This window comes from Streptomyces sp. TG1A-60 (genome assembly GCF_037201975.1).
Classification (GTDB): Bacteria; Actinomycetota; Actinomycetes; order Streptomycetales; family Streptomycetaceae; genus Streptomyces.
Window position 1 is genome coordinate 425154 of the sequence record NZ_CP147520.1, and the last position, 24100, is coordinate 449253.

Annotated in this window: 20 protein-coding genes and 4 pseudogenes; 13 read left to right on the forward strand and 11 right to left on the reverse strand. The window is 71.0% G+C overall.

Going from position 1 to position 24100, the window contains the following annotated elements:
- Nucleotides 1-78 precede the first annotated feature (78 nt).
- From WBG99_RS01225 to WBG99_RS01240, 4 genes are all read left to right on the forward strand, one after another.
- Complete coding sequence (locus WBG99_RS01225) at nt 79-1026, forward strand: MurR/RpiR family transcriptional regulator (RefSeq protein ID WP_338894493.1); 948 nt, start codon at nt 79-81, stop codon at nt 1024-1026.
- Between the two features lie 271 nt (nt 1027-1297).
- Entirely contained in the window at nt 1298-1681 is a 384-nt protein-coding gene (locus WBG99_RS01230) for a hypothetical protein (RefSeq protein WP_338894494.1), read from the forward strand.
- 107 nt (nt 1682-1788) lie between these two features.
- Nucleotides 1789-2106, forward strand: a complete 318-nt coding sequence (locus WBG99_RS01235; RefSeq protein ID WP_338900168.1) for a YkvA family protein — start codon at nt 1789-1791, stop codon at nt 2104-2106.
- A gap of 491 nt (nt 2107-2597) precedes the next feature.
- Nucleotides 2598-3257 carry a nucleoside/nucleotide kinase family protein gene (locus WBG99_RS01240; RefSeq protein WP_338894495.1) on the forward strand — a complete coding sequence of 220 codons (660 nt, stop codon included), beginning with the start codon at nt 2598-2600 and terminating at the stop codon, nt 3255-3257.
- Between the two features lie 53 nt (nt 3258-3310).
- On the opposite strand, the pseudogene WBG99_RS01245 reads toward WBG99_RS01240, so the two are convergent.
- The 5 genes and pseudogenes from WBG99_RS01245 to WBG99_RS01265 all read right to left on the reverse strand — a co-directional run bounded on the left by WBG99_RS01245 (nt 3311) and on the right by WBG99_RS01265 (nt 9806).
- A pseudogene (locus WBG99_RS01245) lies at nt 3311-5142 on the reverse strand (hypothetical protein).
- 6 nt (nt 5143-5148) lie between these two features.
- Nucleotides 5149-6036, reverse strand: coding sequence for a carbohydrate ABC transporter permease (locus tag WBG99_RS01250; RefSeq protein ID WP_338894496.1), 888 nt, complete (start codon nt 6034-6036; stop codon nt 5149-5151).
- Nucleotides 6037-6056: 20 nt separating this feature from the next.
- Nucleotides 6057-7034, reverse strand: coding sequence for a sugar ABC transporter permease (locus WBG99_RS01255; protein ID WP_338894497.1), 978 nt, complete (start codon nt 7032-7034; stop codon nt 6057-6059).
- A 47-nt stretch (nt 7035-7081) separates the two neighbouring features.
- Entirely contained in the window at nt 7082-8413 is a 1332-nt protein-coding gene (locus WBG99_RS01260) for an extracellular solute-binding protein (RefSeq protein ID WP_338894498.1), read from the reverse strand.
- Between the two features lie 272 nt (nt 8414-8685).
- Nucleotides 8686-9806 (reverse strand): annotated as a pseudogene (locus WBG99_RS01265) (ROK family protein).
- Nucleotides 9807-10051: 245 nt separating this feature from the next.
- On the opposite strand from WBG99_RS01265, the pseudogene WBG99_RS01270 reads away from it, so the two are divergent.
- Both WBG99_RS01270 and WBG99_RS01275 read left to right on the forward strand, forming a co-directional pair.
- Nucleotides 10052-10377 (forward strand): annotated as a pseudogene (locus WBG99_RS01270) (hypothetical protein); the annotation flags it as partial.
- A 94-nt stretch (nt 10378-10471) separates the two neighbouring features.
- Nucleotides 10472-12382, forward strand: coding sequence for a phosphatase PAP2 family protein (locus WBG99_RS01275; RefSeq protein WP_338894499.1), 1911 nt, complete (start codon nt 10472-10474; stop codon nt 12380-12382).
- Between the two features lie 66 nt (nt 12383-12448).
- Here WBG99_RS01275 and WBG99_RS01280 read toward each other — a convergent pair whose 3' ends face one another.
- Nucleotides 12449-14839: a SpoIIE family protein phosphatase gene (locus WBG99_RS01280; protein ID WP_338894500.1), complete on the reverse strand. Its 2391-nt coding sequence runs from the start codon at nt 14837-14839 to the stop codon at nt 12449-12451.
- Between the two features lie 71 nt (nt 14840-14910).
- A pseudogene (locus WBG99_RS01285) lies at nt 14911-15680 on the reverse strand (peptidoglycan-binding domain-containing protein).
- Nucleotides 15681-16402: 722 nt separating this feature from the next.
- Here WBG99_RS01285 and WBG99_RS01290 point away from each other — a divergent pair.
- A complete protein-coding gene (locus WBG99_RS01290; protein ID WP_338894501.1) occupies nt 16403-17086 on the forward strand; it encodes a response regulator transcription factor in 684 nt (227 codons plus the stop codon).
- A gap of 27 nt (nt 17087-17113) precedes the next feature.
- Here the strand turns inward: WBG99_RS01290 and WBG99_RS01295 are convergent, their stop codons facing one another.
- Both WBG99_RS01295 and WBG99_RS01300 read right to left on the reverse strand, forming a co-directional pair.
- Entirely contained in the window at nt 17114-17503 is a 390-nt protein-coding gene (locus WBG99_RS01295; RefSeq protein ID WP_338894502.1) for a PPOX class F420-dependent oxidoreductase, read from the reverse strand.
- 94 nt (nt 17504-17597) lie between these two features.
- On the reverse strand, nt 17598-18224 hold the full coding sequence (locus tag WBG99_RS01300; protein WP_338894503.1) for an HAD family acid phosphatase: 627 nt from the start codon (nt 18222-18224) through the stop codon (nt 17598-17600).
- 198 nt (nt 18225-18422) lie between these two features.
- On the opposite strand from WBG99_RS01300, the gene WBG99_RS01305 reads away from it, so the two are divergent.
- The 5 genes from WBG99_RS01305 (at nt 18423) to WBG99_RS01325 (ending at nt 22377) form a co-directional block, all read left to right on the forward strand.
- The gene (locus tag WBG99_RS01305) at nt 18423-19421 is read left to right on the forward strand and encodes a hypothetical protein (protein WP_338900169.1); all 999 of its coding nucleotides are present in this window, start codon (nt 18423-18425) and stop codon (nt 19419-19421) included.
- Between the two features lie 117 nt (nt 19422-19538).
- Nucleotides 19539-20378: an SAM-dependent methyltransferase gene (locus WBG99_RS01310; protein WP_338894504.1), complete on the forward strand. Its 840-nt coding sequence runs from the start codon at nt 19539-19541 to the stop codon at nt 20376-20378.
- Nucleotides 20378-20767 carry a GNAT family N-acetyltransferase gene (locus WBG99_RS01315; RefSeq protein WP_338894505.1) on the forward strand — a complete coding sequence of 130 codons (390 nt, stop codon included), beginning with the start codon at nt 20378-20380 and terminating at the stop codon, nt 20765-20767. Before WBG99_RS01310 ends, WBG99_RS01315 begins: the two co-directional genes overlap by 1 nt.
- On the forward strand, nt 20764-20898 hold the full coding sequence (locus WBG99_RS01320) for a hypothetical protein (RefSeq protein WP_338894506.1): 135 nt from the start codon (nt 20764-20766) through the stop codon (nt 20896-20898). The genes WBG99_RS01315 and WBG99_RS01320 overlap by 4 nt, the downstream gene beginning before the upstream one ends.
- Before the next feature lie 99 nt (nt 20899-20997).
- Nucleotides 20998-22377 carry a S1 family peptidase gene (locus WBG99_RS01325; RefSeq protein WP_338894507.1) on the forward strand — a complete coding sequence of 460 codons (1380 nt, stop codon included), beginning with the start codon at nt 20998-21000 and terminating at the stop codon, nt 22375-22377.
- Nucleotides 22378-22441: 64 nt separating this feature from the next.
- On the opposite strand, the gene WBG99_RS01330 is transcribed toward WBG99_RS01325, so the two are convergent.
- Together WBG99_RS01330 and WBG99_RS01335 are read right to left on the reverse strand one after the other, a co-directional pair.
- Nucleotides 22442-22630, reverse strand: a complete 189-nt coding sequence (locus WBG99_RS01330; RefSeq protein WP_338894508.1) for a hypothetical protein — start codon at nt 22628-22630, stop codon at nt 22442-22444.
- 143 nt (nt 22631-22773) lie between these two features.
- Nucleotides 22774-23469, reverse strand: coding sequence for a L,D-transpeptidase family protein (locus tag WBG99_RS01335; protein WP_338894509.1), 696 nt, complete (start codon nt 23467-23469; stop codon nt 22774-22776).
- A 134-nt stretch (nt 23470-23603) separates the two neighbouring features.
- Here WBG99_RS01335 and WBG99_RS01340 point away from each other — a divergent pair, with 134 nt between their 5' ends.
- Nucleotides 23604-24089, forward strand: coding sequence for a carboxymuconolactone decarboxylase family protein (locus WBG99_RS01340; RefSeq protein WP_338894510.1), 486 nt, complete (start codon nt 23604-23606; stop codon nt 24087-24089).
- Nucleotides 24090-24100 lie beyond the last annotated feature (11 nt).

Sequence of the window (24100 nt, forward strand, 5' to 3'; positions counted from 1 at the left end):
CCTCCCCGGCCCCACCGCCCGGGAGGCGTGGCGTGATCCGCCCGGGACCGCACGGGCCGTGGGCTATGTTGAGTGCTCGTGGGAGACGAAGGAGGCGCACGGGCGCCATCGCCGCAGCAGGCACGCGCGCAGGCATCAGCGATCACGTCCGGACGGACCGCCGCGGAGACCGAGCAGTCGCCCACGTCCCGGCTCAGGGAACTGTTCGACGGTCCCCGGCTCTCCCCCGGGCAGCGGCGGATCGCCCAGTATCTGATCGAGCACATCACCGAGGCCGCGTTCCTGTCGATCACGGATCTCGCGGAGCGAATCGGTGTGAGCCAGCCCTCGGTGACCCGGTTCGCCGCGGCCGTCGGCTTCAGCGGCTACCCCGCGCTGCGCGAGCGGCTCCAGGCCATCGCGCTCGCCACCCTCGGCAGCGCACCCGGCATCTCCGCGGTGGACCGCAGCAACGAACTCCAGGCCGCCGTGGACGCCGAGATCGAGAACCTGGAGAACCTGCGGCGCGACTTCGCCGACCCGGACCAGGTGGTCGAGATCGGCCGCGCCCTGTCCCGCTCGACACCGCTGACCGTCCTCGGCCTGCGGATCTCCGGCGCGCTCGCCGAGTACTTCGCGTACGCCGCCCGCCGTATCCACCCCGACGTGCGGCTGGTGGCCAAGGGCGGCACGGTCGCCTACGACGCGCTCCTTCAGTCCCGGGAGGCGGGCGGGACCTGGCTGCTGGCGTTCTCCATGCCCCGGCACGCTCAGGAGACCCTGACCGCGCTGCGGGTCGCCCACGGCGCCGGGCTGAAGGTGGCCCTGGTCACCGACCTGGCGCTCGGGCCCCTCGCCGACGCGGCCGACGCCGTCCTCGCCACCGGCACCGGCTCACGCCTCGTCTTCGACTCCTACGCCGCCCCCGTGATGATGTCCTCCGCCCTGCTCCAGGCCATGACCGACGCCGACCCGGAGCGCACCCAGGCCCGCCTGGAGGCGTACGAGCAGGTCTCGGAGCGGCACCAGTTCTTCCTCCGGGACTGACCGGTCCCCCGCGTCCCGACAGCAGCGGATTGTTCAGAACTTTCCCGGTATGAATTTTTTCATACCCTTGCAAACTCATCAGTATATATAAATACTGCTCCCGGATCGTGACCCGGAGGGCTCCGGGTCACGTCGTCCACCCGGGACCGTCCGCTCCTACCCGCCACGGCCGCCCCGGGTGCGGCGGCCCCGGCCATCCCCTAGACCGGGGCCGCCCAGACTCCACACCCGCTGCACCCGATGGCGTCGATGCAAGACCGGAGCGTTGAACATGGCCCTCATCTCCTCGCCCCTCCGCACGGACTGGCCGTGTCAGGTCAAGACACCCGGCAGTTACGACTGGGAGAGGTCCGCGGCGAAGTGGCTGCGCGAGCTGGTGCCGGCCCGCTACGGCAGCTACCCGGCGATGATGCGCCACCCGGTCCTGCTCGCCCGCCACGCGCAGATCCAGGTCCAGCACGAGATCAAGGTCGCCCGCACCGCCCTGCAGACCGCCCGCTCCGAGCTGCCTCGCCTCGGCATGTCCGAGACGGTCATCGAGCACACCATCAAGATGTACGCCGCCGAGGTCACTCAGCTGAACCACATAGCCCGCTCCGTCCGGGCCGTCAGTCAGGCCCTCGTGGACCACAATCCCGCCCGCGCCTCCCACTGACCCGTCCACGCTCCCCGCGCGCCGCGGTAGACGGCGCCCCCGCGGGGAAGACGATGGGGCAGGCAGAAGCCGGGCACACGGCCCGGCTCGAACGAGGGGCGGGACCGATGGACTCCTGGACCTGGGCTGTGATCGTCGCGATCGCGCTGGTCGCGGTCGCCTTCCTCGCGGTGGCCGTCCGGCTGCTCCTGCGACTCGTCCGCACCCGACGCGATCTGCGCCGGGCCGGACTCCCCACCGGCCCCAAGTGGGTCTTCTGGGGTGCCGTCCTCTATCTCGTCCTCCCGACCGACCTCGTGCCCGACCCTGTCTACCTGGACGACATCGGCGTCCTCCTCCTGGCCCTCAGGTCCATGCGCTCCGGCCGCGAGGACCTGCTGGCCACCGAACGGCAGGAGGGCACGGGAACCGCCCTGCGCGGATGAGACGTTGCCGGCTGACGGTCGCTGCGACGGACGGCACCGATGAGCGGGCCGACACCGGGGAGCAACCTCCCCCCTGCCGGACGGCACCTGCCGATCAGGGTGCCGGGCCCGTTCGGCGTGTCTGCCCTCATCACACGCCCCGACCCTGCTGGGCACAGGCGCAGCGCCCGTGCCCTCGCCCGCTTCACCTCGAACGGTGGGCACGGGCGTGGTGAGGCCGGGCGCGGTCGTACTGTCCCTCCGGGCGGTTCCACCCGGGCGTCGGCCCCCCTGCGACCAGGGGGGCGGCCCTCCACACACAGGTGCGCGGTTGCCGCACCTCCGCACGCAGCCGTGCCGGTTCCTCCCGGGTCGCCTCGCCGTCGCCGTCCGGCTCCGACCGGGAATTCCCTCTCATACGGCACCTTGCGTTCTCGTTCGGACCGACGGCCAGGGCTGTCATCTGCCCGGCCCCGGTCCGCGTACGCCGAATCCGGTCTACCGTCGTGCGCATGCCGCCGACTTTCGACGACCTGCTGGAACGGGCCGCCTGTCTCGTCCGTCCCGGCCACCGGGCACTCCTCGGCATCGCCGGCGGCCCCGGCGCGGGCAAGAGCACCCTGGCCGAGCGACTGACCCGGGCGCTCAACGGCGACGGGCGGCCGTGGGTGGCCCACGTGCCCATGGACGGGTTCCATCTCGCCGACGTCGAACTCGACCGCCTCGGCCGTCGGGGCCGCAAGGGCGCGCCGGACACCTTCGACGCGGCCGGGTACGCGGCCCTGCTGAAGAGGCTGCGCGACGACGAGGACGAGACCGTCTACGCGCCGGGCTTCGAACGGAGGCTGGAGCAGCCCGTCGCGGGCTCGATCCCGGTACCGCCCACCGCCCGCCTGATCGTCACCGAGGGGAACTACCTCCTGCTGGACGAGGCGCCCTGGACCCGCGTCCGGTCCCACCTCGACGAGGTCTGGTTCTGCGACCTCGACGAGACCGAGCGCGTACGCCGACTCGTCGCCCGCCACGAGGAGTTCGGCAAGGACCACGACACGGCTGTCGCGTGGGTGCTCGGCACGGACCGGCGCAACGCCGACCTGGTCGCGACGACCAGATGTCACGCGGACCTGGTGGTGCCGGACTCGGCGATGCCGAGGGCGGAGGCGGGGGCGTAGAACAGGCGGCCCGACGTCACCGGGTATCGTCGGGCTGCTGGTTCGAGGCCGGCTCAGCGCCGCAGCGTCAGGAGCGGTTCTCCGGTCGCGTCGCCCGCCGGGTCACCGATCAGGGCGGTGAAGGCCTCCGTGCGCACGGTCAGGCCCTCCGGGGTGCGCTCGAAGGCGGGGACGAAGCGGTCGTCGGAGCCGCCGTAGCGCACGGCGAAGACGTTCAGGCCGTCCGGGGCGCCGGGGGCCGGGGGCGCCTCGATCGCCGTGGAGGCGACGAGGTGGGACCAGCCCTCGTCGGGGTTGCCGTAGCCGCGGGGGTCCGCGGCGAGGGCGAAGGCGGCCAGTTCCTGGGTGGTGTCGGCGCGCGCGTCGAAGTACTCCGGGCCCTCGGCGGCCGGGTGGGTCAGCCGCAGATCGCCGGCGGCCGTCACGTCGGCCTCCGCGATCCGGCGCAGCCCGTCGCCGTCCTCCGCGAGGTACGGCAGTCCGGCGAGGAGGTACGGCTCGCCAGGCAGGCGTTCGACGGCGACCGCGCTCCACAGACGGGCCCCGTCGGTGACGTACAGGGACTGGACGTGGCGCAGGACGTGGTCGCGGGTGACGACCGGCTTGGTGACCAGCTTGGCCGTCAGGCCGTCGGCGCGGGTGTCTCGTACCCGTACCGCTCCCATGGGGCGGCACAGCAGGAAGCCGTCGACGACCGGCCCGAAGCCGTGCTGGCGGTTGACGGCCGCCGGGAGGAGGTAGGTCCCGTCGGCCTCGATCAGCGACGGGGTCATCCTGCTGTCGAAGGCCACCGAGACCCTGCCCGCGCGCAGTTGGTGGCGGACCGGCTCCGTGGACGGGGTGCGGTGCCAGGGGGTGGTGTCCTGGATCTGCCAGACGAGCATCCACGCGAAGTGCCCGTCCACACCGCCGTCCGGCTTTACCGCGTGCCGGCCCCAGCGGGTGTCGCCCCGGTAGCGCCCCAGGTCGGCGCCGATGCGCCTGCCGAAGTAGCGCAGGCCGAGGACGGACTCGAAGCCGGAGTGCTGCTCACTGTAGCGGGGGCCGCCGAAGTCGAAGCCGCCGGTGGTCAGGCGGGCGTCGAGGTAGTGGGCGACGGCCTCCCCGTCCTCGGCGAAGATCTCCTCGCCGCTGACCAGGTGGGCCTGGGCGAGGAAGGACAGGGAGATCGGGCCGTAGTTGTTGTCGTACGCGCCGCCGTGCTCCGGGGGAGGAGTGCGCCCCGGTCGCGTACCCGGTGGGCGCGGATCTCCTCGGTGTACAGGGCGATCGCGTGGGCGCGGACCAGTCGCCCCTCCTCGGGCGGGAGGTGGCGGGCCAGCATCAGGCCGCCCACGACGCAGCCGATCGCCTGGTTGCCGGCTTCCTGTGGGTTGAAGAAGGTCGCCTCGGTGAGCCAGCGCCAGTAGCCGCGGCTCATCTCCCGCAGGGCGGCGGCCTGTTCGTCGTCGAGGAGGCCGTCGGCGAGATCGAGAAGGTTGACCGCCTGGAGCAGCGCCCAGACCGTGCTCGGCCAGTCGCCGATGGGGTGGGCGCCGGACGCCAGGGTGTAACGGGCGTACGGAAAACCGGAGTTGCGCAGGCGCAGGTTCGGGTAGCCGGGGTTGTCGTCCGTGTAGACGCGCTCCCGGAGGTGGAAGTCCGTGCTGCGGCGCACGGCCTCGGGCAGCCGCGGGTCCTTGGCGCGGTGCCAGGCGAGGGCCAGCAGGGAGGTGACGCCGAGGGAGGTGTCGCCGATGTCGTCGACGCAGTCGGGGTGTTCGAGGCTGCCCTCGGGCGTGAGCCGGGCGAGGGCCTCCTCGGTGACCGCGGCGAGGATCTCGTCGTACGCCTCGGGGGTGGCCGGCAGGTCGTGCAGCCGGCCGAGCTGACGGGGAAGACGCACCGGGGGTCAGCCCTTCATGCCGGAGGTCGCCATGCCTTCCACCAGCCGCTTCTGGAAGACGAGGAAACAGATGAGGGTGGGCAGGAGGGCGATGGTCGACATGGCGAACATCGCGCCGTAGGAGGAGCCGCTGGTCTGGTCCATGAACAGGGTCAGGCCGAGGGGGACGGTGAACTTGTCGTTCTGCTGGAGGTAGACGAGCTGGTGGAGGAAGTCGTCGTAGGTCCAGATGAAGGTGAAGATCGTGGTGGTGATCAGGGCCGGCCTCATCAGCGGCAGGATGATCTTCCAGTAGATCTTCCAGGGGTTGGCGCCGTCCACCATCGCCGCCTGGTCCAGCTCGCGCGGGATGGAGCGGATGAACTGGACCATCAGGAAGATGAAGAAGGCGTCCACCGCGAGGAACTTGGGCACGATCAACGGCAGGTAGGTGTTGATCCAGGTCAGGTTGTAGAAGATCGTGTACTGCGGGATCAGAACGGCCTGCGTGGGCAGCATCAGCGTGCCGAGCATGATGCCGAACCAGATCTTCTTGCCGCGGAACTCGAAGCGTGCGAAGGCGTAGGCGGCCAGCGAGCAGGAGATGACATTGCCGATCACCGCGCCGATCGTGACGATCAGCGAGTTGGTGATGTAGAGGGAGAAGGAGTTGCCGGAGCCGCTCCAGCCCTCGGAGTAGTTCTCCGGGCGCAGTTCGTTGGGGATGAGCCCGGGGTGGGTGAAGATCTCGGTGTCGGGTTTGAGGGAGCTGCTCAGCATCCACATCAGCGGGTAGAGCATGACGACCGCGACGCCGATGAGCACGGTGTGGATGAAGATGCGGCGCGAGCCGGTGGCCGAACGCATCTTCTGCAGCGGTGACTGCAACGAGCGGGTGGGGGTGATGGCGGACATGGCGAAGGACTCCTCGTCGCTCAGTCGTCGTAGTGGACCCAGTAGCGGCTGGCGATGAAGTTGACCGCCGTGAAGCCTGCGATGACCAGGAACAGCACCCAGGCGAGCGCCGAGGCGTATCCCATCTGGAGGTCGTTGAAGCCCTTCTTGTACAGGTAGAGGGAGTACAGCATGGTCGAGTTGAGCGGGCCGCCCTCGCCGTTGCTGATCACGAAGGCGGGGGTGAACGTCTTGAACGCGTCGATGATCTGCAGGACGACGTTGAAGAAGACGATCGGGGTGAGCAGCGGCAGGGTGATCTTGAAGAACCTGGTGACGGGTGTGGCGCCGTCGAGCGCGGCTGCCTCGTACACGTCCTTCGGCAGCTGCTTCAGGCCGGCCAGGAAGATGACCATGGGGGTGCCGAACTGCCAGACCGCGAGCAGGACGAGCGTGTAGAGCGCGCTGTCGGGGCTGGAGATCCAGTCCTGGCCCTTGATGCCGAACCAGGCGAGGAAGTCGTTGAACAGACCGTCGCCGCCGAAGATCTGCCGCCACATGATGGCGATGGCCACGGCCCCGCCGAGCAGCGAGGGCAGGTAGAAGGCGGCCCGGTACAGGCCGATGCCCTTCAGATCGCGGTTGAGCAGCATCGCAACGGCGAGCGCGAGCGCCAGCTTCAACGGCACCGAGACGACGACGTAGATGAGGGTGGCGTGCACCGAGTCCCAGAAGACGGGGTCGTCGGTGAACATCCGGTCGTAGTTGTCGAGGCCGACCCACTGTTCGGGCGTCAGGAGGTCGAAGTCGGTGAAGGACAGGTACAGCGAGTCGAGCATCGGGTAGATCGTCAGGCCGAACAGGCCGACGAACCAGGGGGCCAGGAAGAGGTACGGCCACCAGCCGCCGCCCCGCCGTCTGGCGAGGCGGCGGCGCATACGGTCACGCTCCCGCTGGTCGGACGGGGTCACCGGAACCGACGGCTCCTTCACGACCTCGTCTGTCTGCGTGGTGGTCATACCCATCTCTCCCTGGCCCTCTCCCGCTTTACGTCGTGCGGCGGCAACTAGCCGCCCAGGATCCCTGCCGACTGGTCGAAGAACTCACCCAGCTGCGCCTTGATCGACTTCTTCCCGAAGGCGATGGCGAGGTTGGACTGGAACAGCAGGTCCCAGATCTGGTCGGCGCCCTGCGGCGGGGGCGTGGGGGCGGGCAGGGCGTTGCTCGCGGCGGCGACCCGCTTGGAGATGTAGTCGGCGTTCTCCATGTTGAGCTTGTCCGTCTCGGTCAGGCCCGCGGCGATCAGGTTGCGGGCCTTCTCCGTCGGCGGGATGCCGCGCAGCAGCTGCATGTCCTTGATCGCTGTCTCGTCCTGCGCGAAGAACGCCATGATCTTCACGGAGTCGGCGACCTTCTTGCTCGCCTTCGTCGCGCTCAGCAGCACACCGCCGTTGACGAAGTTGCCCTCGCGGGCGCCGGAGAAGTCGCCCTGCGGGGTGGGCAGGAAGTCCAACTGCGCGTCGGTGATGGAGCCGCCAGCGCCGTAGACCCCGGAGTCGAAGGTGAACAGGGCCTTGCCGATGACGACCGCGTTCTTGGTGAGGTCGTTGTGCGCGGCGGAGGTGACGGCCGGCGCCGGGCAGGCGTTCGCCTTGCGCATGGCGGCCCAGAACTCCCACCACTCCTGGAGGGTGTCGGAGGAGAAGCCGAGCTTCTTGCCGCCCTCGGCGAAGAACGTCTCGCCGTGCTCACGGGCGAAGATCTCGAAGCACTGGAGGGTGCCGCCACCGCCGTCGTCGACGCCGTGGATCTTGCCGCCGCTCTTCTTGTAGACGTCGGTGGCGATCTTCTGCAGGTCGGCCCAGGTCCACTCGCGGTCGGGCAGCTTCAGGCCCAGCTCCTCCAGACCGCTGCGGTTGACGGTGAGCTGGTTGACGCCGATGCCGGACGGGACGCCGTAGAGCTTGCCGTCGACGGTGCCTGCGGCGAGGAGCGTCTTGGAGAACCCGTCGAGGTCCAGGCTCTTGCCGACATAGGAGTCGAGCGGGGCGAGGACACCCTTGCGGGCGTACTGCGCGACCAGGGCGGTGTCCATCTGGAGCAGGTCGGGGGCGCTGCCGCCGGCGATGTTGGTGTTGAACTTGTCGAAGTACCCCTCGTACCCGGAGTAGGTCTCCCGGATCTCTATGTCGGAGTTCTTCTTCCGGAAGGCGGCGAGGGCCTTCTTGTAGGCGTTGTGCCGGTCGTCGCTGCCCCACCAGGTCATGGTGAGTTCCGAGCTGGTGCTGCCGGCGCCGGTCCCTCCGGAGCAGGCGGTCAGCGCGCTGCCGACGGCGGCTGCCACAGCGATGCCGCTCGTCGTGCGGAGCAGGGTTCTGCGCGAGATCTCGTGACCCACCGGGTCCTCCCTGGATGTGCGTGACGATCCCCCGGCCGACCGAATGCGGCTCGGGTCTGTAACTGTGGATTGCGCCTTCCGGCAAGCGACCTCGCCCGGTCGCGCCGCCCTGGCGGCGAGGGTTTCCGTGGCCTCGTCCCGGCCCGGACCGTACGAGCACGCCATCGTACGGCTCGCCGTACCTTCGGTACGACGGAGTACCTCGCCCAGAACCGGGTCCCGCCGGTTCAGAAAGCGCTTGTCCGGACATTGGCAGACGCCGGTGGAGTCCGTCAATGCTTCACCACCGCCCCTCCGGTCACGGTTTGGATTCCGCGGGCCACGGCCAGCCGGCTGGCACCCACGACGGTGCCGCTGTCGCCGAGGGCGCTGCTCACGACCTCGGTGGGCCAGCTCAGCCGGGCCAGTTCCGCCCGAACTCCCGGCAGGAGCTGGGGATTCGAGCCGACGGCGCCGCCCAGCACGATCAGGCCGGGGTCCAGGACGGCGGTCGCCGCGGCGGCCAGCCGGCCCACGTCGGCGGCCTGGCGGCCGACGACGGCGCACGCCGTGGCATGTCCGCCGTCCACGAGCGCGAACAGTGCCTCCACGGTGTCAGGGCACGGGCCGTCCGCTCCCTGCCAGGCGTCCGCCGCCCGCCGCAGCAGGGAGCCCGCGCCGATGTGCTCCTCCAGGCCCTCGTGACGTGGTTCACGGTCGGCGTCCCACGGGTAGGGCAGCCGGGCAACCTCTCCGGCGGCGCCGTTCGCGCCGCGCAGCACCTGGCCGCCGATGACGACACCGAGGCCGATGCCCACGCCGATCCGCAGGTAGCCGAAGGTGTCCCGGCCACGGGCGGCGCCTTCGTGCAGCTCGGCCAGCGCCGCGCAGTTCACGTTGTTCTCGACGTGGACGGGCACGCCCGGGGGAGCGCGACGGCCAGGGCGTCGAAGATGGGGCCGGCCTTGGCGGTCGCCGGGCGCACGGCCCTGCCCTCCCGGCTCTGCGTGGTGACGTCGCCGACGGCAACCACGATCGCGCGCAGCGGCGCACCGGCCGAGAGCCGCGTCAGGGCGTCCGCGACCACGCCGGTGGTGTCGGCCCGCACGCCGGTTCCCTCGGCGAGCAGGGTGCCGTCCAGGGCGCAGACCCGCACCCGGGTGACGCTGGGGCCGAGGTCGACGGCGAGTACCGCGCCCGCCGTCGGCCCCAGATCGTATACGGCCGCCGACCTGCCGGTACCGCCGGAGAGCGTGCCGGAGCGGGCGGCGAGACCGGCGGCCTCCAGCTCGGCCACGGCGGAGGAGACGGTCGGCTTGGAAAGGCGCGCACCGGTGGCCAGTTGGGGGCGCGTCGCGGTGCGCGACGCGGCCAGTACGGCGAACACAGCGCGGGCGCTCTCGCTCAGGTGCATGCTCTCCCCAGTCGTGCCGCAGCATCCGGCCGCACGGTCGTGCGGTATCCGGGTCCGAACCCTTGACGCACCCTTATTCGTTAGTTAATTTCCTAACGAAGTCAAGCGGTACTCGCCTGCCGCGCCAGTAGAGGCCCGTCCCGGGGCTTCCCGAGCACCCCCCAGACCTGTGTGTCCAGGCACGGTTTCGCCCAGCCGTCGCTGCGCCAACGCAACGCAACGATGAAAGAGGCCTCCGTGCAGCCGCGCCCGTGGTGTTCGAGGCCGCCGAGGAGGGTTCTCCTCTCGCCCGGCAGGTGATCGCCGAAGGGGGCCGCGCCCTCGCCCCGCTCGTGGCGCGGCTCGCCGCGCGGGGTCGCCGCCGACGTGGTGGCGGCGGGCGGGCGGGCGGGCGGGCGGGCGGGCGGAGCGATCCTGTCCCGGGCCCGCGCCGTACTCCGCATTCGCCGAAGCGCTCGTTGATGCCGTACCGTCCGCGCGACCGCACATACTTCAAGTGCCGCCGGTCGAAGGGGCGTTGACACTCGCACGAACTCTCCCACGAACTCCCCTGAGAGCGGCCACCCGTTGATCACCGTCCGGTCGCCGACCGGTCATCCACCGGTCACACATCAACTCCACGCTCAGCCCGCACGATCATCACACCGCGAAAGGAGCGGCGCTCCATGCCGTCATCTGCCGGGCACCACACGCTCAACCGCCGCGTCTTCCTCAGAAACTCCCTCGGCGTGTCGGCCGGCCTGGTCGCCGCTCCGACCGTGGCGACGCTGTGGCAGGCTTCCGACGCCAAGGCCGCCACCGCGTTCGCCGCGTTCGTCGACGACTACACCACCAACACCACGGCGAACCTCACCGCCGAGACCAACGCCGTGGTCCGCGCCCTCGGCGGCTTCGCCGAGATCTGGAAGACCGGAGGCGCCTGGAACACCGGCGCCCCGCTCATGCCCGACGTGCTGCGCGCCAACATGCGGTATTCCGCGCGGGTCACCGCCCGGCGTACCGAGGCGCAGGCGCGCCAGGCGTTCATCACCGACCGGCAGCACCAGAGTTACTCGGTGATCGCCGGTCTCGGCCCGCTCGCGGAGCTGTACAAGGCGGGCGCCATGGCGGTCACGTCGATCACCTCCGCCCCGGAGGGCACCCCGCCGGGCAAGATCAGTGACTCCGTCCCGGCCGACGCTCCCGCCGGGTCCGCGAACGGCGCCGGATCCACCGCCTCCGAGCTCGGGAAGGTGGCCGAGCTCGTCAACACCGTGCGCGGGCCGTTCGCGTCGAGCAACCCCTCCAAGTTCTCCTACCAGTACCCGCGCCCCTGGCGGATGAACGAGAACAGCGAGGTCGTCGACACCGGCGAGACCGACGTGTTCGGGTTTCCGGTGTACGACTCCGACGTGATCGTCGCCCCGCAGCTGCTGCGGCAGCGCGGTGAGGACGCGGCCAGGGACGGCGGCTTCCCCAGCGGGCACACCAACGCCCTCCACCTGGCGGCTCTGGCCTACGCCTACGCCGTACCGGAGCGCTTCCAGGAGATGGTGACCCGCGCCTTCGAGGCGAGCCACGACAGGATCGTCTCGGGCATGCACACCGCGGTCGACGTCATCGGCGGCCGGGTCATGGCCACCGCACTGGCCGCCGCCGCGCTCGCCGACCCGAAGAACGCCGCCCTCAAAGCCGCCGCGCGCGAGCAGGCCGCCGAGTACTTCCAGGCCAAGACGGGAACGACGGCCGACACGCTGTTCGCCTACGCGCACTCGGCCGGCACCGACACCGACCCCTACGCCGACCGGCGGGCCAACGCCCGGGTGGTCGAGCCGAAGCTGACGTACGTGCTGACCCGGCGTGGACGGTCCCAGGACCTGACCGTGCCCAAGGGCGCCGAGGTCCTGCTGGAGACGCGGCTGCCCTACCTCGACGCGGCGCAGCGGCGCGAGGTGCTGCGCACCACCGCGCTGCCGTCCGGGTATGTGCTGCTGGACGGCTGGGAGCAGTGGGGCCGGCTCGACCTGTTCGCGGCGGCGGACGGTTACGGCGCCTTCGACGCGAAGGTGACCGTCACGCTGGACGCGGCGCTCGGCGGCTTCCACGGGGCCGACACCTGGCGCAACGACATCTGCGGCCCGGGCGGCCTCGTCAAGCGGGGCAGCGGTGCGCTGACGCTGACCGGTGCCAACCGGTACACGGGCGGCACCGTCGTCGAGGCCGGTGTCCTCGCGGCGGGCTCGAAGGAGGCCTTCGGCCGCGGGGACGTCCGGGTGAAGGGCGGCACGCTGGCCACCGGCGACCACACGGTCCGGGTGCGCGGCGGGTACGCGCAGGCCGGTGTCCTCGACGTGACGCTGGACCGGGGCACCGACCCGGCCCTCGTGGTGGACGGGCGCGCTGTCCTGGAGCGGGGCAGCACGCTGGTGGTCCGCTTCGACGCCGAACAGCCGCCGCGATCCGGCAGCACGGTCGCGGTCATCGGCGCGCGGTACCTGCGGGGCCGGTTCGCCGAGGTCTCCGTGGCCGTCGAGGGCTGGACGGCCGAGCAGGTCTGCACGACGCACGGTGTGTCGGTGCGCCTGCGGAAGAAGTAACCTCCTTCGCCGGTGAGCCGGTGAGGCTGTCGGGGGGTGGCGGTGCGCCACCCCCCGGACACGCTTTCACAGGGGCGGCGGCAGGGCCTGCTCGGCCCAGATGGTCTTGCCCGCGCCACTGGGCCGGCTGCCCCAGCGGTCGGTGAGCTGGGCGACGAGGAGCAGGCCCCGGCCACCCTCGTCGAAGGTGCGGGCCCGGCGCAGATGGGGTGAGGTGCTGCTCGCGTCGGAGACCTCGCAGATGAGGGTGCGGTCACGGATGAGGCGCAGCTGGATGGGGGCGCCGCCGTAGCGGATGGCGTTGGTGACGAGTTCGCTGACGACGAGTTCGGTGACGAACGCGGATTCCTCCAGGCCCCAGCGGGTGAGCTGTTCGGTGGCGAGCTTGCGCGCGTTGGAAACGAGAGCGGGGTCGTCGGAAAAGTTCCAGACGGCCACCTGTTCCGCGTCGAGGGCGCGGGTCCGGGCGAGCAGCAGGGCCACGTCGTCGGCCGGGGTGTCGGGCAACAGCCCCTTGAGTACGGCGTCACAGACGCTCTCCAGACTGCCGACCGGCCCTTCCAACACGGTGCACAGGGCGGTGGTGCCCGTGTCGAGGTCACGGTCCCGGGCCTCGACCAGGCCGTCGGTGTAGAGGGCGAGGACCGAGCCCTCCGGCAACTCCAGCTCCGTCGCCTCGAACGGCAGCCCGCCGACACCGAGCATCGGTCCCGCGACCACCTCGACGACCTGGACACTGCCGTCGGGGCGGACCACCACGGGCGGCACATGGCCTGCCGAGGCGATCGAGCAACTGCGGTCCACCGGGTCGTAGACCGCGTACAGGCAGGTCGCGCCGATCTCCCCGTTGCCCGTGCCGTCGCCGGCCGCCAGGTGTTCGACCAGGTCGTCGAGGTGGGTGAGCAGTTCGTCGGGCGGCAGGTCGACGTCGGCGAGCGCCCACACGGCCGTGCGCAGCCGGCCCATGGTGACGGAGGCGTGGATGCCGTGGCCGACGACGTCCCCGACGACCAGCGCCACCCGGGTGCCGGACAGCGGGATCACGTCGAACCAGTCGCCGCCCACTCCTGCCTGCGACAACGCGGGCAGATAGCGGGAGGCGAACTCGACGGCCGCCTGCCCCGCCACCGTCTTGGGCAGCAGGCTCCGCTGGAGCGCCAGGGCTGTCGTGCGTTCCCGGGTGTAGCGGCGGGCGTTGTCGACGCAGACGGCGGCCCGGCTGGACAGCTCCTCCGCGAGGGACACGTCGTCCTGGTCGAAGGCGTCGGGGTGCTCGGGGGTCAGGATGCGCACGAAGACCGCCACGCCGAGGGTCGTGCCGCGCGCCACCAGGGGTACGGCCATCAGGGACAGGTCGTGGTCCTCGGCCTCCCTCAGCTTGGCGGCGCGTGCGTCGTGCCGGGCGAACCAGGAGTCCAGATCGCTGTCGCCGGTGCGGGCGAGCACGGGCGCGCCGGTGAGCAGGGCCCGCGCGGGCGGGGAGGAGGGCGGGTAGACGTCGGCGGAGCCGAGGGAGATCGCCGCCTCCGGGACGCCCGGCGTGCGGGAGTGGTGGGCGGCCCGGCGTAGTTCCACGCCGCCGTCCAACGGGCCCATCTCGGGTTCCTCGCCCTGGAGCACCGACGCCAGGAGGTCGACGCTCACGAAGTCGGTGAGCCGGGGCACGACCAGTTCGGCGAGTTCGCGGGCGGTCTGGACGACGTCGAGCTTGGTGCCGATGGACCCGGCGGCCTCGTTCAGCAGGGCCAGGCGCTGGCGCGCCCAGAACTGCTCGCTGCTGTCGAACGCGGCGAGCGCCGTGCCGATCAGCTCTCCGGAGCGGCCCCGCAGCGGCCACATCTCGGAGGTCCAGGCGTGCATGCGCCGACCGGACGGCGAACGGGTCCAGCTCTCGTAGCGGACCGGCTGCCCGGTCTCCATGACCATCTCCAGATGACGCAGGAAGCCTCGGCTGTGCTCGGCGTCCTCCACGGTGTCGAGGAAGTACCGGTGCCGGAACTCCTCCTCGGGCTGCCCCATGACCTGGCACGCCCAGTCGTTCATCCGCAGATAGCGCTGTCTCATGTCGAAGATCGACATGGACATCGACGCCTGCTTGAAGGCCAGCTCGCCGAGGGCACGCTCGGCCGGGTCCGGTGAGGCGGTGACGACGAACCCGCGGCGCTCGCCGTCCGCGCCCCACAGCGGGCACATCCGCAGCGCCACCAGCTGCCGTCGCCCGTTCCGGTAGCGCAGGCCCGCCACCGTGTCACCGTGGACCAGCAGCGTCCGTCGCACCGCCGCCGCGTCCCCGTCGAGAAGGGCCGCCGCCGGCCGCCCGGTCACGTCCCCGGCGGTGTACCCCGTGAGGCGCCGGGCGCCCTCGCTCCAGCCCGCGACGAGACCGCGCGCGTCAACCACCGCCATCGCCTCACCGGCCGTGGCAGCCCGCGACGCTCCGGACGCCTTCGTCACCATATGGCAAGGATGGTCCGTTCGAGGCGGGGCAACAACCCGGATACGCCCGAGGCGCGGCGGGGGCCGCGAGACTACAGGGGGGTGCGGGATTCGAGGTCCCGGCGGGTGTCGTCGCCGTAGACGCCCGTCTCGTCCCCCGGATGCCGTACCAGAGCTGGAAGCGGGCCACGGCCTGCTTCAGTACGGTGTCGTACTGACCTGAGGTGGCGCCGTTGTCGTACACATTCGGGATGCGGCGCAGCCGCTGCTGGAGTTCGGAGACCTCGGGGCCGCTGTCGCCCTCGCGGAGCGTGCCGGGGCCATCCGGGTCGACGCCGTCGTTCCGGTCCGGGGCCGAGGGCGCGGGGGCGGACGGGGCGGGGGCTGACGGGGCGGGGGCGGAGGGGGCCGGGGTGGTGGTCCGGGCCTCCTTCTCCGTGTCGCCGCCGGGCAGGAGGAGCGCGGCGCCGAAGCCGATCAGGGCCGCCGTGCCGACGCCGACGACCACCGCGGCGCGCTTCAGGCCGGACGCGCTGCCGGGTGCCGGGCGCCGCCGCTGCCGCCGCTCACCGCGCGGGGCCGTGCCGGAGCCGAAGTCCTCGCCGGACATGACCGGGGGCAGTTCCTCGGTCTCGCACTCCGTCCGGGGCAGGATCCGCTCGGGAGCGGGTGCCGGTGCCGGTGCCGGTGCCGGTGGGACGGCAACGGTTTCGTACACGTCGTCCGGGGCGGTCGTCCCCTTGTACAGCTCGAACTCACGCAGCAGCTCCGCCAGTGCCTCGGTCCGGCGTCGCCGTACGACATAAGTGGGCTCGATCGTGGGACGCTTCGTCGTCCGGCCCGGTTCGGGCGGTTTCGACACGCTGATCTCCTTCCGTGCACGCGGTCTCCCGCCATCCCCGTGAGGAGATACGGGAAGTCCACCCCAGAAGTTCAGCTCGCCCGGTGCCCGCGGGGGCGGCCGGATGCGGGGCGACGGCCTCCCAGCCGGGTCCGTCCTCGCGCGGGCGGGCCCGGAACGGCCGCCGCCCCGGTCGGTCTTCGGCAGGCGGGCGCCGCCCCGGCCGTCGTCGCGTGCGGAGGCGTCCAGACCGTCGTGGGCGTGCCGGCCGACGTTCGTCGGGGACTCACGCACCACACGGAAGGCGGCGGCCCGCACCTCGTGCGGCGGATCGGCGGGGAGGGGCGGGGTCACGGCGCAGCGCGGCCATGTGTCCGCCGACGCCGGGGAGGCCGCGCACGGGTTCGCCGGTGCCCGCGCGACCGGTCGCCGGCCCCCGCCTCGCCGGCGGTACGGCGGCGACCGGAGGTCCACACCGCGACACGGGGCGACGGGGTGCTCCCCCTGGAGCCGGACGCGTCGGACGCCCGCGCGGCTCTCCCGCCGCGTCGGCCTCGGCACGGTCACCGTGTTCGCGGCGCTCGCAGGGAGGGGCGGTGCGGAAGGTGACGGGCCCCCGGACGCGAGCCCCGGCCGACGGGGCACCCGAAGCCGACCCCGGACCGCACCTCCACTCCCCGCTCCCGCTCCCCCCAGGATGCCCCGCTCCCCCACTCCCCTCCCCCCTCAGGCATGATGCGCCCATGAACGACCGCAGCCCGATCCATGTCCTGATCGCCGACGACCAGGACATGGTCCGTACCGGTTTCCGCTTCTTCCTCGACGCGCAGCCGGACATCACGGTGGTCGCCGAGGCCGCCGACGGCGAGACGGCCGTGCGGCTGGCCCGCGAGGTACGGCCCGATGTGTGTCTGCTGGACATCCGTATGCCGAAGCTGGACGGCCTGGAGGCGACCCGGCTGCTGGCGGGTCCGGGCGTGCCCGATCCGCTGCGGGTGGTCGTGGTGACCACGTTCGACCTCGACGAGTACGTCTACGGGGCGTTGCGCGGCGGTGCCTGCGGGTTCCTACTGAAGGACTCCGGGCCGACCCTGCTCGCCGAGGCCGTACGGGCGGCGGCGGCGGGCGACTCTCTGGTGTCGCCCTCGGTCACGGTGCGGCTCCTGAAGCACGTCACGGCGGAGGCGGCCACCACCCCCGGCCCCGAGGCTCCGCGTCCTCAGGAGCCGCTGACCGACCGTGAACTGGACGTCGTACGCCTGGTGGCCCTCGGGCACACGAACGCCGAGATCGCCACGTCGATGTTCGTCTCCCTCTCCACGGTCAAGACCCACCTCGGCAGCATCCAACTCAAGCTCGCCGCCCGGAACCGGGTGGAGATCGCCGCGTGGGCGTGGCGGACGGGGCACGCGGGCGACGGTTCGTGATCCCGCCGCCCACGGCGGCCGCGCGCCTCACGGAGTGAGCGTGATGCGGACGCCCGTCGTCCCGTCGGTGCCCCGGCGCAGCCGGCTGCCGAGGAGGGTGAGGCGGCCGAACAGGCCGTACTTGCGGGCGACGAGCCGACGGTAGGCGGCGGTGCCGGCCGCGTCGAGGATCTCGGCGCGGGCGGGAACGGAGGCGCCCGTGGGGTTGCCGCGCACGTCGCAGGGGCCGACTAGGACATCGGCGCGGTTCCGGATGCGTTTGACCTTCCAGGAGTCCGTTGCGGTCCAGATGCCGAGCGCGTCCTCGTCCCGCACCACCCAGACCGGGGTCGGGACCGGGGTGCCGTTCTTGCGGTAGGTGGTGATCAGCAGGTACTTGCCCGCGCCGAGGGCGTCGAGCGAGGTGTCGTCGGCCATGGCGGGAGTCTAGGGGCTTTCGAAGCGGCGCCTGGGGGTACGGCCGTCGGCGGGAACCGAGGCCGTACCCCCGCAAACGAAGGGCGCGGGGCAGTCAGTCGAGCAGGCCGTCGTAGTCCGGCAGCTTGAAGGTGCGCTCGGCGTGGCCGCCGACGAGGTCGGTGGTGTTGTTGCCGACGTTGGCGATGATCTTGTAGCCGTCGGACTCGATGTCGGCGCGTGAGGCGGTCTTGTAGGCGGAGACCTCGGCGAACAGGTCGGGCAGGTCGCGCACGTAGAGGCCGTCGACGGGGTAGCCGACGGTCTCCAGGTTCCATTCGGTGACGCTCTCGATGATGCCCGGCCGGGCGGTGACGAAGAAGACGTCGACCCCACGGGACTTGGCGTACTGGGCCAGCGTCAGGGAGGGCTTCAGCGCCGGGGTGGGCAGCTTGTACCAGGGCGTGTAGTGCGTCTCCAGCGTGGTGTTGTCGATGTCGAAGACGATGGCGAGCTTCTGGCCGGAGGAGTTGGCGGTGCGCTGCTGTATGTAGGGGGTGGCCGTGTCGATCACGGCCTTGACGTCCGCCTGCCAGGTCGCGTGGTCCGCCTCGGTGACCGCGACGGCGGCCTCGCCCGGCGCCGCGATCGCCGGAGCCGCCGCGGTCACCGAGGCCCCCAGGCCCAGTACGGCCACGGCGGCGACCGTCCTGATGCGGCGTGCCGCACCGCTTGCTGTCATGTTCGTCCCCTTTTCTCATGTGAGTGCGGCGAGGTCGGATGGAACCGTCGCCGCACTCGTCATGGTCATGCCCATTGGTGGCCGGGAGACTACACAAGAGTTACTGATTAGTAGAGGGGTCTCGACGATCGTTCACCGCCTCCTCGCGACCGCCCTGCGCGATGATGTCCGCGGGACTACGAGGCAGGGGGCAGCGTGGTGATCCGCAGTCGTACGGATCCGGTGGAAGCGGTCACGGACGGCTCGGCCGTGGAGGTGTGCTGCGACGAGTCGGGCTCGGACGGCGAGAATCTCACCACCGGCAACACCGATGTGTTCGCGCACGGCAGCGTCCATCTGCCGATGGAGGTGGCCGCCGCGCAGCTGCGGGAGGTGCGCGACCGCATCCGCTCCCCGGCGGAGGAGTACAAGGCGAACATCCTCCTGCGCGAGAAACACCGCGCGGTGCTGGAGTGGCTCCTCGGGACCTCCGGGCCGATCCACGGGCACGCGCATGTCCACCTCACGGAGAAACCGTTCTTCGTGGTGGACCGGGTCGTGGCCCTCCTCACCGACCGGGGCCCGGACACCGCCCTCACCCTTCACCGCGAGGGCCGGAAGCCCTTCGGGAACGAGCGGTGGAGAGAGTTTCTGGAGACCGGCAACAATCTGCTGCGCACCCGGAAGAACAGCGAGGACGCCCAGTCCCCCGTCGCCCCCTTCTTCCGTACGGTGGACGCGCTGCTGCGCCTGCCCGCCCCGGAACCGGTGGGCGAGATCCTCGCCCTGCTCGCGCGGGCCCGGCCCCGCGCCGACGCCTACCGCGCGCGCATCCATGCCAGTCCCGAACTGTTCCCCGTGCTCAATCCGCTGATGCCGGCCATCGTGCACACCTCCGCGTACTGGCGCCGCGCAGGGCGGCCGGTCACGCTGGTGCACGACCGACAGAACCTGCTGACCGACGAACGCGTCGCCTGGATCGAGAAGCGGGCGCGACTGGCCGGGTTCCGGCTGGTGGTGGCGCGTGAGGACCCACGGATCCTGCTCGCCGACTTCCTCGCCGGCACGGCGCGCAAGATCGCCTCCGACGAGCTCAACGGGCAGGGCGATCCACGCCTGACCGCGCTGTTGCGGCCGTACGTCGGCGCCTCGTCCGTATGGGGCGACGCACGTAGCTGGGCGGCGCTCGGGGACACCGGTCGAACTCGACCCCCGTGAAGATCGCAGAAGTGTCAGCATCGGCCAACTACCGGGTCTACATTGCCCGTTGAAACAAGCACCTCACGACTGCCCGTTGAACGAAGCACCTTCACGAAGGATCCAGGAGCTGATGCCGTGACGGACAACCCGGCAGCCTCGGACTTCCCCTCCTCGCCGCTGAACAGCCGCATCGTCACCGCGCGGCCGCACACGGCGCGGATCTGGAACTACTGGCTCGGCGGCGGGGACTACTACGAGGTCGACCGGGAGGCCGGGGACGAGATACGCCGACTGCATCCGCGCATCGGCGAATACGCCCGCGCGGACCGGCTCTTCCTCGGGCGGGCCGTCCGGCACCTGGTCGCCGAGGCGGGCATCCGGCAGTTCCTGGACATCGGCACCGGGCTGCCGACGGCGGAGAACACCCACGAGGTGGCACAGCGGCTCGCGCCGGAGTCACGCATCGTCTACGTCGACAACGATCCGCTGGTCCTGGTGCACGCCCGCGCCCTGCTGACGAGCACCCCCGAGGGCCGTACGGACCACGTCGACGAGGATCTGCGCAATGTCGACTCGATCCTCGAACACGCCGCCAGGACCCTGGACCTCTCCCGGCCGGTCGCGCTGATGCTGCTCGGTGTGGTGATCTTCATCGAGGACGACGAGGACCCGTACGGCATCGTGCGCCGGCTCGTGGACGCCCTGCCCGCCGGCAGCCATCTGGCGCTCTCGCACACCATCACCGGTCCGGCCCTGCCCGATGTGGACGCCGCCGTCGAGTGGTGGAACGCGCACGGCACCCCGCGGATCACCCAGCGCACACCGGCGGCGGTCGCCCGCTTCTTCGACGGGCTGGAGCTGCTCGACCCCGGTGTGGTCTCGTGCTCCCGCTGGCGCCCGGACTTCTCCGTAGTCTGCCCTTCCGGGGAACCGGCGGAAGTGGCCATGTACTGCGGAGTGGGAGGCAAGCGCTGATGGCGGTCGACCTGGTCCGGCTCCAACTGGACGTCACCGACTTCGACCTGGCACGTTTCCAGCCGTACGTCGAACGGTGCCGTACGTCCGGCATCCGGCTGACGACGCTCTCCGAGCTCGGCGACACCCCGGCACACCGCCGGGAGTTGTACGAACTCAACAAGGAGTGCTCGGCGGACATCCCGGAGCGCGGCGCCTTCCACGACTTCGACGAGTACCACCGGCTCCGCTTCGAGGTGCCCGCCTACGATCCGCGCGGTGTCGTGCTGGCCGTCGACGGCGACAAGTGGATCGGCATGGCGGCGACCCCGGACCGGCGGCGGTCCGGGGTCGTGTTCAACGAGATGACCGGGTGCGGGCGCCCCACCGGGGCCGGGGCGTCTCGGTGACCATGAAGACCTTCGGTATCGGGTTCGCCGGGATCTGCGGGGTGAGCACGATCCGTACGCTCCATCACCCGGCCAACGCGAGCGCGATCGCCATGAACCGGACGTTGGGATACGTCGACGCGCACTGGTGAACATGTGTCCGCCACCGCACGTATGGAAGGAGGGCGCTCAAGGACCGGACGCCCTCGCGGTGTTGACACCGTGTCGGACGGGGTTCGGGGAGCCAGGCAATGAGGCACGCACGACGACGAGTCGTGAAGCGGGTGGCGCGGCTGACGGCCGTCGGTGGACTGCTCTGCGGGGCCCTGATGGTCGCGCAGGCGGCGATGGCGACCGAACCCACCATCTCCCCGCCCGCGACCCGGAGTTCGGTGCTCGCCGCGTCCAGCACCGGCAACGGTCTGGTGAGCGAGCTCGGCTCCTCCCGCACGGCGGGCACCTGGATCGCCGAGGACGGCAGCCCGGTCGTCGCGGTCACCGACGAGAACGCCGCCGCAGAGGTCGAACAGGCGGGTGCGCGGCCCAAGATGGTCGAGTACAGCGCGGAGGACCTGAAGTCGGCCACCGAGGCGCTGCGTTCGGCCCCCCGGGTGTCCGGCACCTCGTGGGCCGTCGACCCCGCCTCCAACGAGGTCGTGGTGCGGGCCGACAGCACGGTCTCCGACGAGGACTGGTCGAGCCTCACGGAGCTCGCCGAGGAGATCGGCGGGTCCGTCCGGATGGAGCGCACCGAGGGCGCGTACACGATGCGCCTCAACGGCGCCCAGCCGATCTTCGGCACCGGCGGACGCTGTTCGATCGGCTTCAACGTGACCGACGGCGAGAACGAGTTCATGCTCACGGCCGGGCACTGCGGTCCGGCCGGTTCCGTCTGGTTCGCGGACAATCAGGGCCGGCAGGAGATCGGCCGGACGACCGAGACGAACTTCCCCGGCGGTGACTTCTCGCTCGTGCAGTATCTCCAGGACGCGCCGAGCAACTCGACCAACGTCGTCGCCGTCGGCGACGGCCGTGGGGTGCGCATCACCTCGGTCGGTGACGCCGCGGTCGGCCAGCGGGTCTTCCGCAGCGGCAGCACCACCGGCTTCCGCAACGGCGAGGTGACCGGCCTCGACGCCACGGTCAACTACCCCGAGGGCACGGTCACCGGGCTCATCGAGACCACGGTCTGCGCCGAGCCGGGCGACAGCGGCGGCCCGCTCTTCTCGGAGGGCGTGGCCCTGGGGGTGACCTCCGGCGGCAACGGCGACTGCCAGGTGGGCGGTACGACGTTCTTCCAGCCGCTGTCCGCCGCCCTGGAGGAGTTCGGCGTCGAGTTGGCGGGTCTGCCCCAGTCCGCCGCCCAGCCCACCGCTGCCGACGACGGCTCAGCGGACGACGACTCGCAGAGCGCCGCCGCCCCTGGCGCCGCCGAACCGGGCGCCGTGGAGCCCGTCGAGTCCATCGGCGCCGCCTCCGACATCCTCGACCGCCTCGCCGACCCCCGAAACGTGGGCCCGGGCCTCCTGGTCCTCGCCGGCAGCCTGGTGGCCCTGGCGGCCACCCGCTTCATCCGCACAGAGCAGGACAGGGCGGCCTACCGCCGCCAGTATTCCCAGAGCTGGGGCTGAGAGGGGGCACACGCCCCGCGCCCTGACGGGGCGCGGGGCCCGGCAGACGCATGTCCTCGTCGGCTCACTCGGCGGAGCGCGCCGCCCACTCCAAAACGAGCCGCTCGTACTCGCCGCGCTGTTCCCTGTTCAATGTCCCACCGCTCCGGAACCAGAGCGCCCGGATCTCCTCGTTGACCTCGGCGGCCGTTCTCGACGGTGTTTCCGGTCTTTCCAGGACGACGTCAGGGGGAGTGGACATGGTGTAAACCATATGTCCTCGAACGTGAAGCCGATGTGAGTAAAGGCCCCACTTCAGACATTACGGACCGTGAAGCTGATCACTCTGCGTTTACGGCTCCACGGTCCCGAGCACAAGCATCCGAATGCCGGCACGGCGGGCGCCTGGCGCCGGGATCAGGTGCCCGGCTTGCGGCCGTACACGTAGACGTCGTCGCCCTTCTTCAGCAGCGACCAGTACTTCTTGGCGGCGGTCTTGGTCATGTTGACGCAGCCGCGGGAGCCGGGCGGGTTCCACATGCTGACGCCGGCGGAGTGGAAGGCCTGGCCGCCGTCGAAGAACTGACTGTAGGGCATGGGGACGTGGTAGATCGACGAGACGTGGTCGATGTTCCGCCAGTAGACCTTCTTCAGGCCGGTGCGGGTCTCGTAGCCGTCACGGCCGGTGCGGACGGGCACCGGCCCGTACACGAGCTTCTTGCCGTCCTGGATCCAGCTCAGCTGGAGGGTGAGGTCGACGCAGGCGATCCGGCCCTTGTTGACCGGGCACTTGCCCGCCTTGTCGGGGTTCTTGCCAACGGCCTTCTGCTTGTTCATCAGGCTCATCACGCCCCAGGTGACGGGGCCCGCGTAGCCGATGTTCGGTGTGATGCCGTGCTTGGCCTGGAAGGCCTTGATCGCCTTGCAGTCGGCGGTGGACTGCCTGCCGTCGACCGGCCGCCCGAGGAACTTCTCCACCTGCTTCTGGTACGGGCCGGTCGCCGTCGTGCAACTCGCCGCCTGCGCGGGCGCGATGCCCAGCGCGAGCGTCAGTGGTGTCAGCAGTCCGGTGATGGTGAGTGCGACTGCGCCTCGTCTCGCTGTGTCCCCCATGGCGGGCCCTTCCCCCTTCGCGCGCTTCGCTGCTTCTGCCTGCCTAGACAGGCGATGGGGGTCGACGGTTGCAGGACGGCTCGTGTCGAGACGAAACAGTTACACGGCGAGTAATTCAGATATAGAGTTCTCCCATGAGCAACAGCGATTCTATTTCTCGCGTGGCCCTCAAGAAAATCACCCCCGATGTGTCCGGCGCGATGGGCTCTCTGCACGCCGCCGCAGTTTCCGCGGCGCGGGACGCGAAGGTCGAGCCGGAAATCCTCGAACTGATCAGAATTCGCGCCTCGCAGATCAACGGCTGCGCGTTCTGCCTGGACATGCACACCAAGGACGCCCGCGCGCGGGGCGAGACCGAGCAGCGGATCTACGCGCTCAGCGCCTGGCGCGAGACCCCCTTCTTCACCGACCGCGAGCGCGCCGCCCTGGCGTTGAGCGAGGCGGTGACCCTGGTTCACGACGGCCACGTCCCTGCCGACGTCTACGCGGCGGCCTCCAAGGTGTTCGACGAGCAGCAGGTCGCCGCGCTGATCTGGGTGGCCACCGTCATCAACGCCTACAACCGGATCGCCATCGCGACACGGATGGTTCCGGGCGCATATCAGCCCGTTCAGACGTAGCTCCGAAGTCC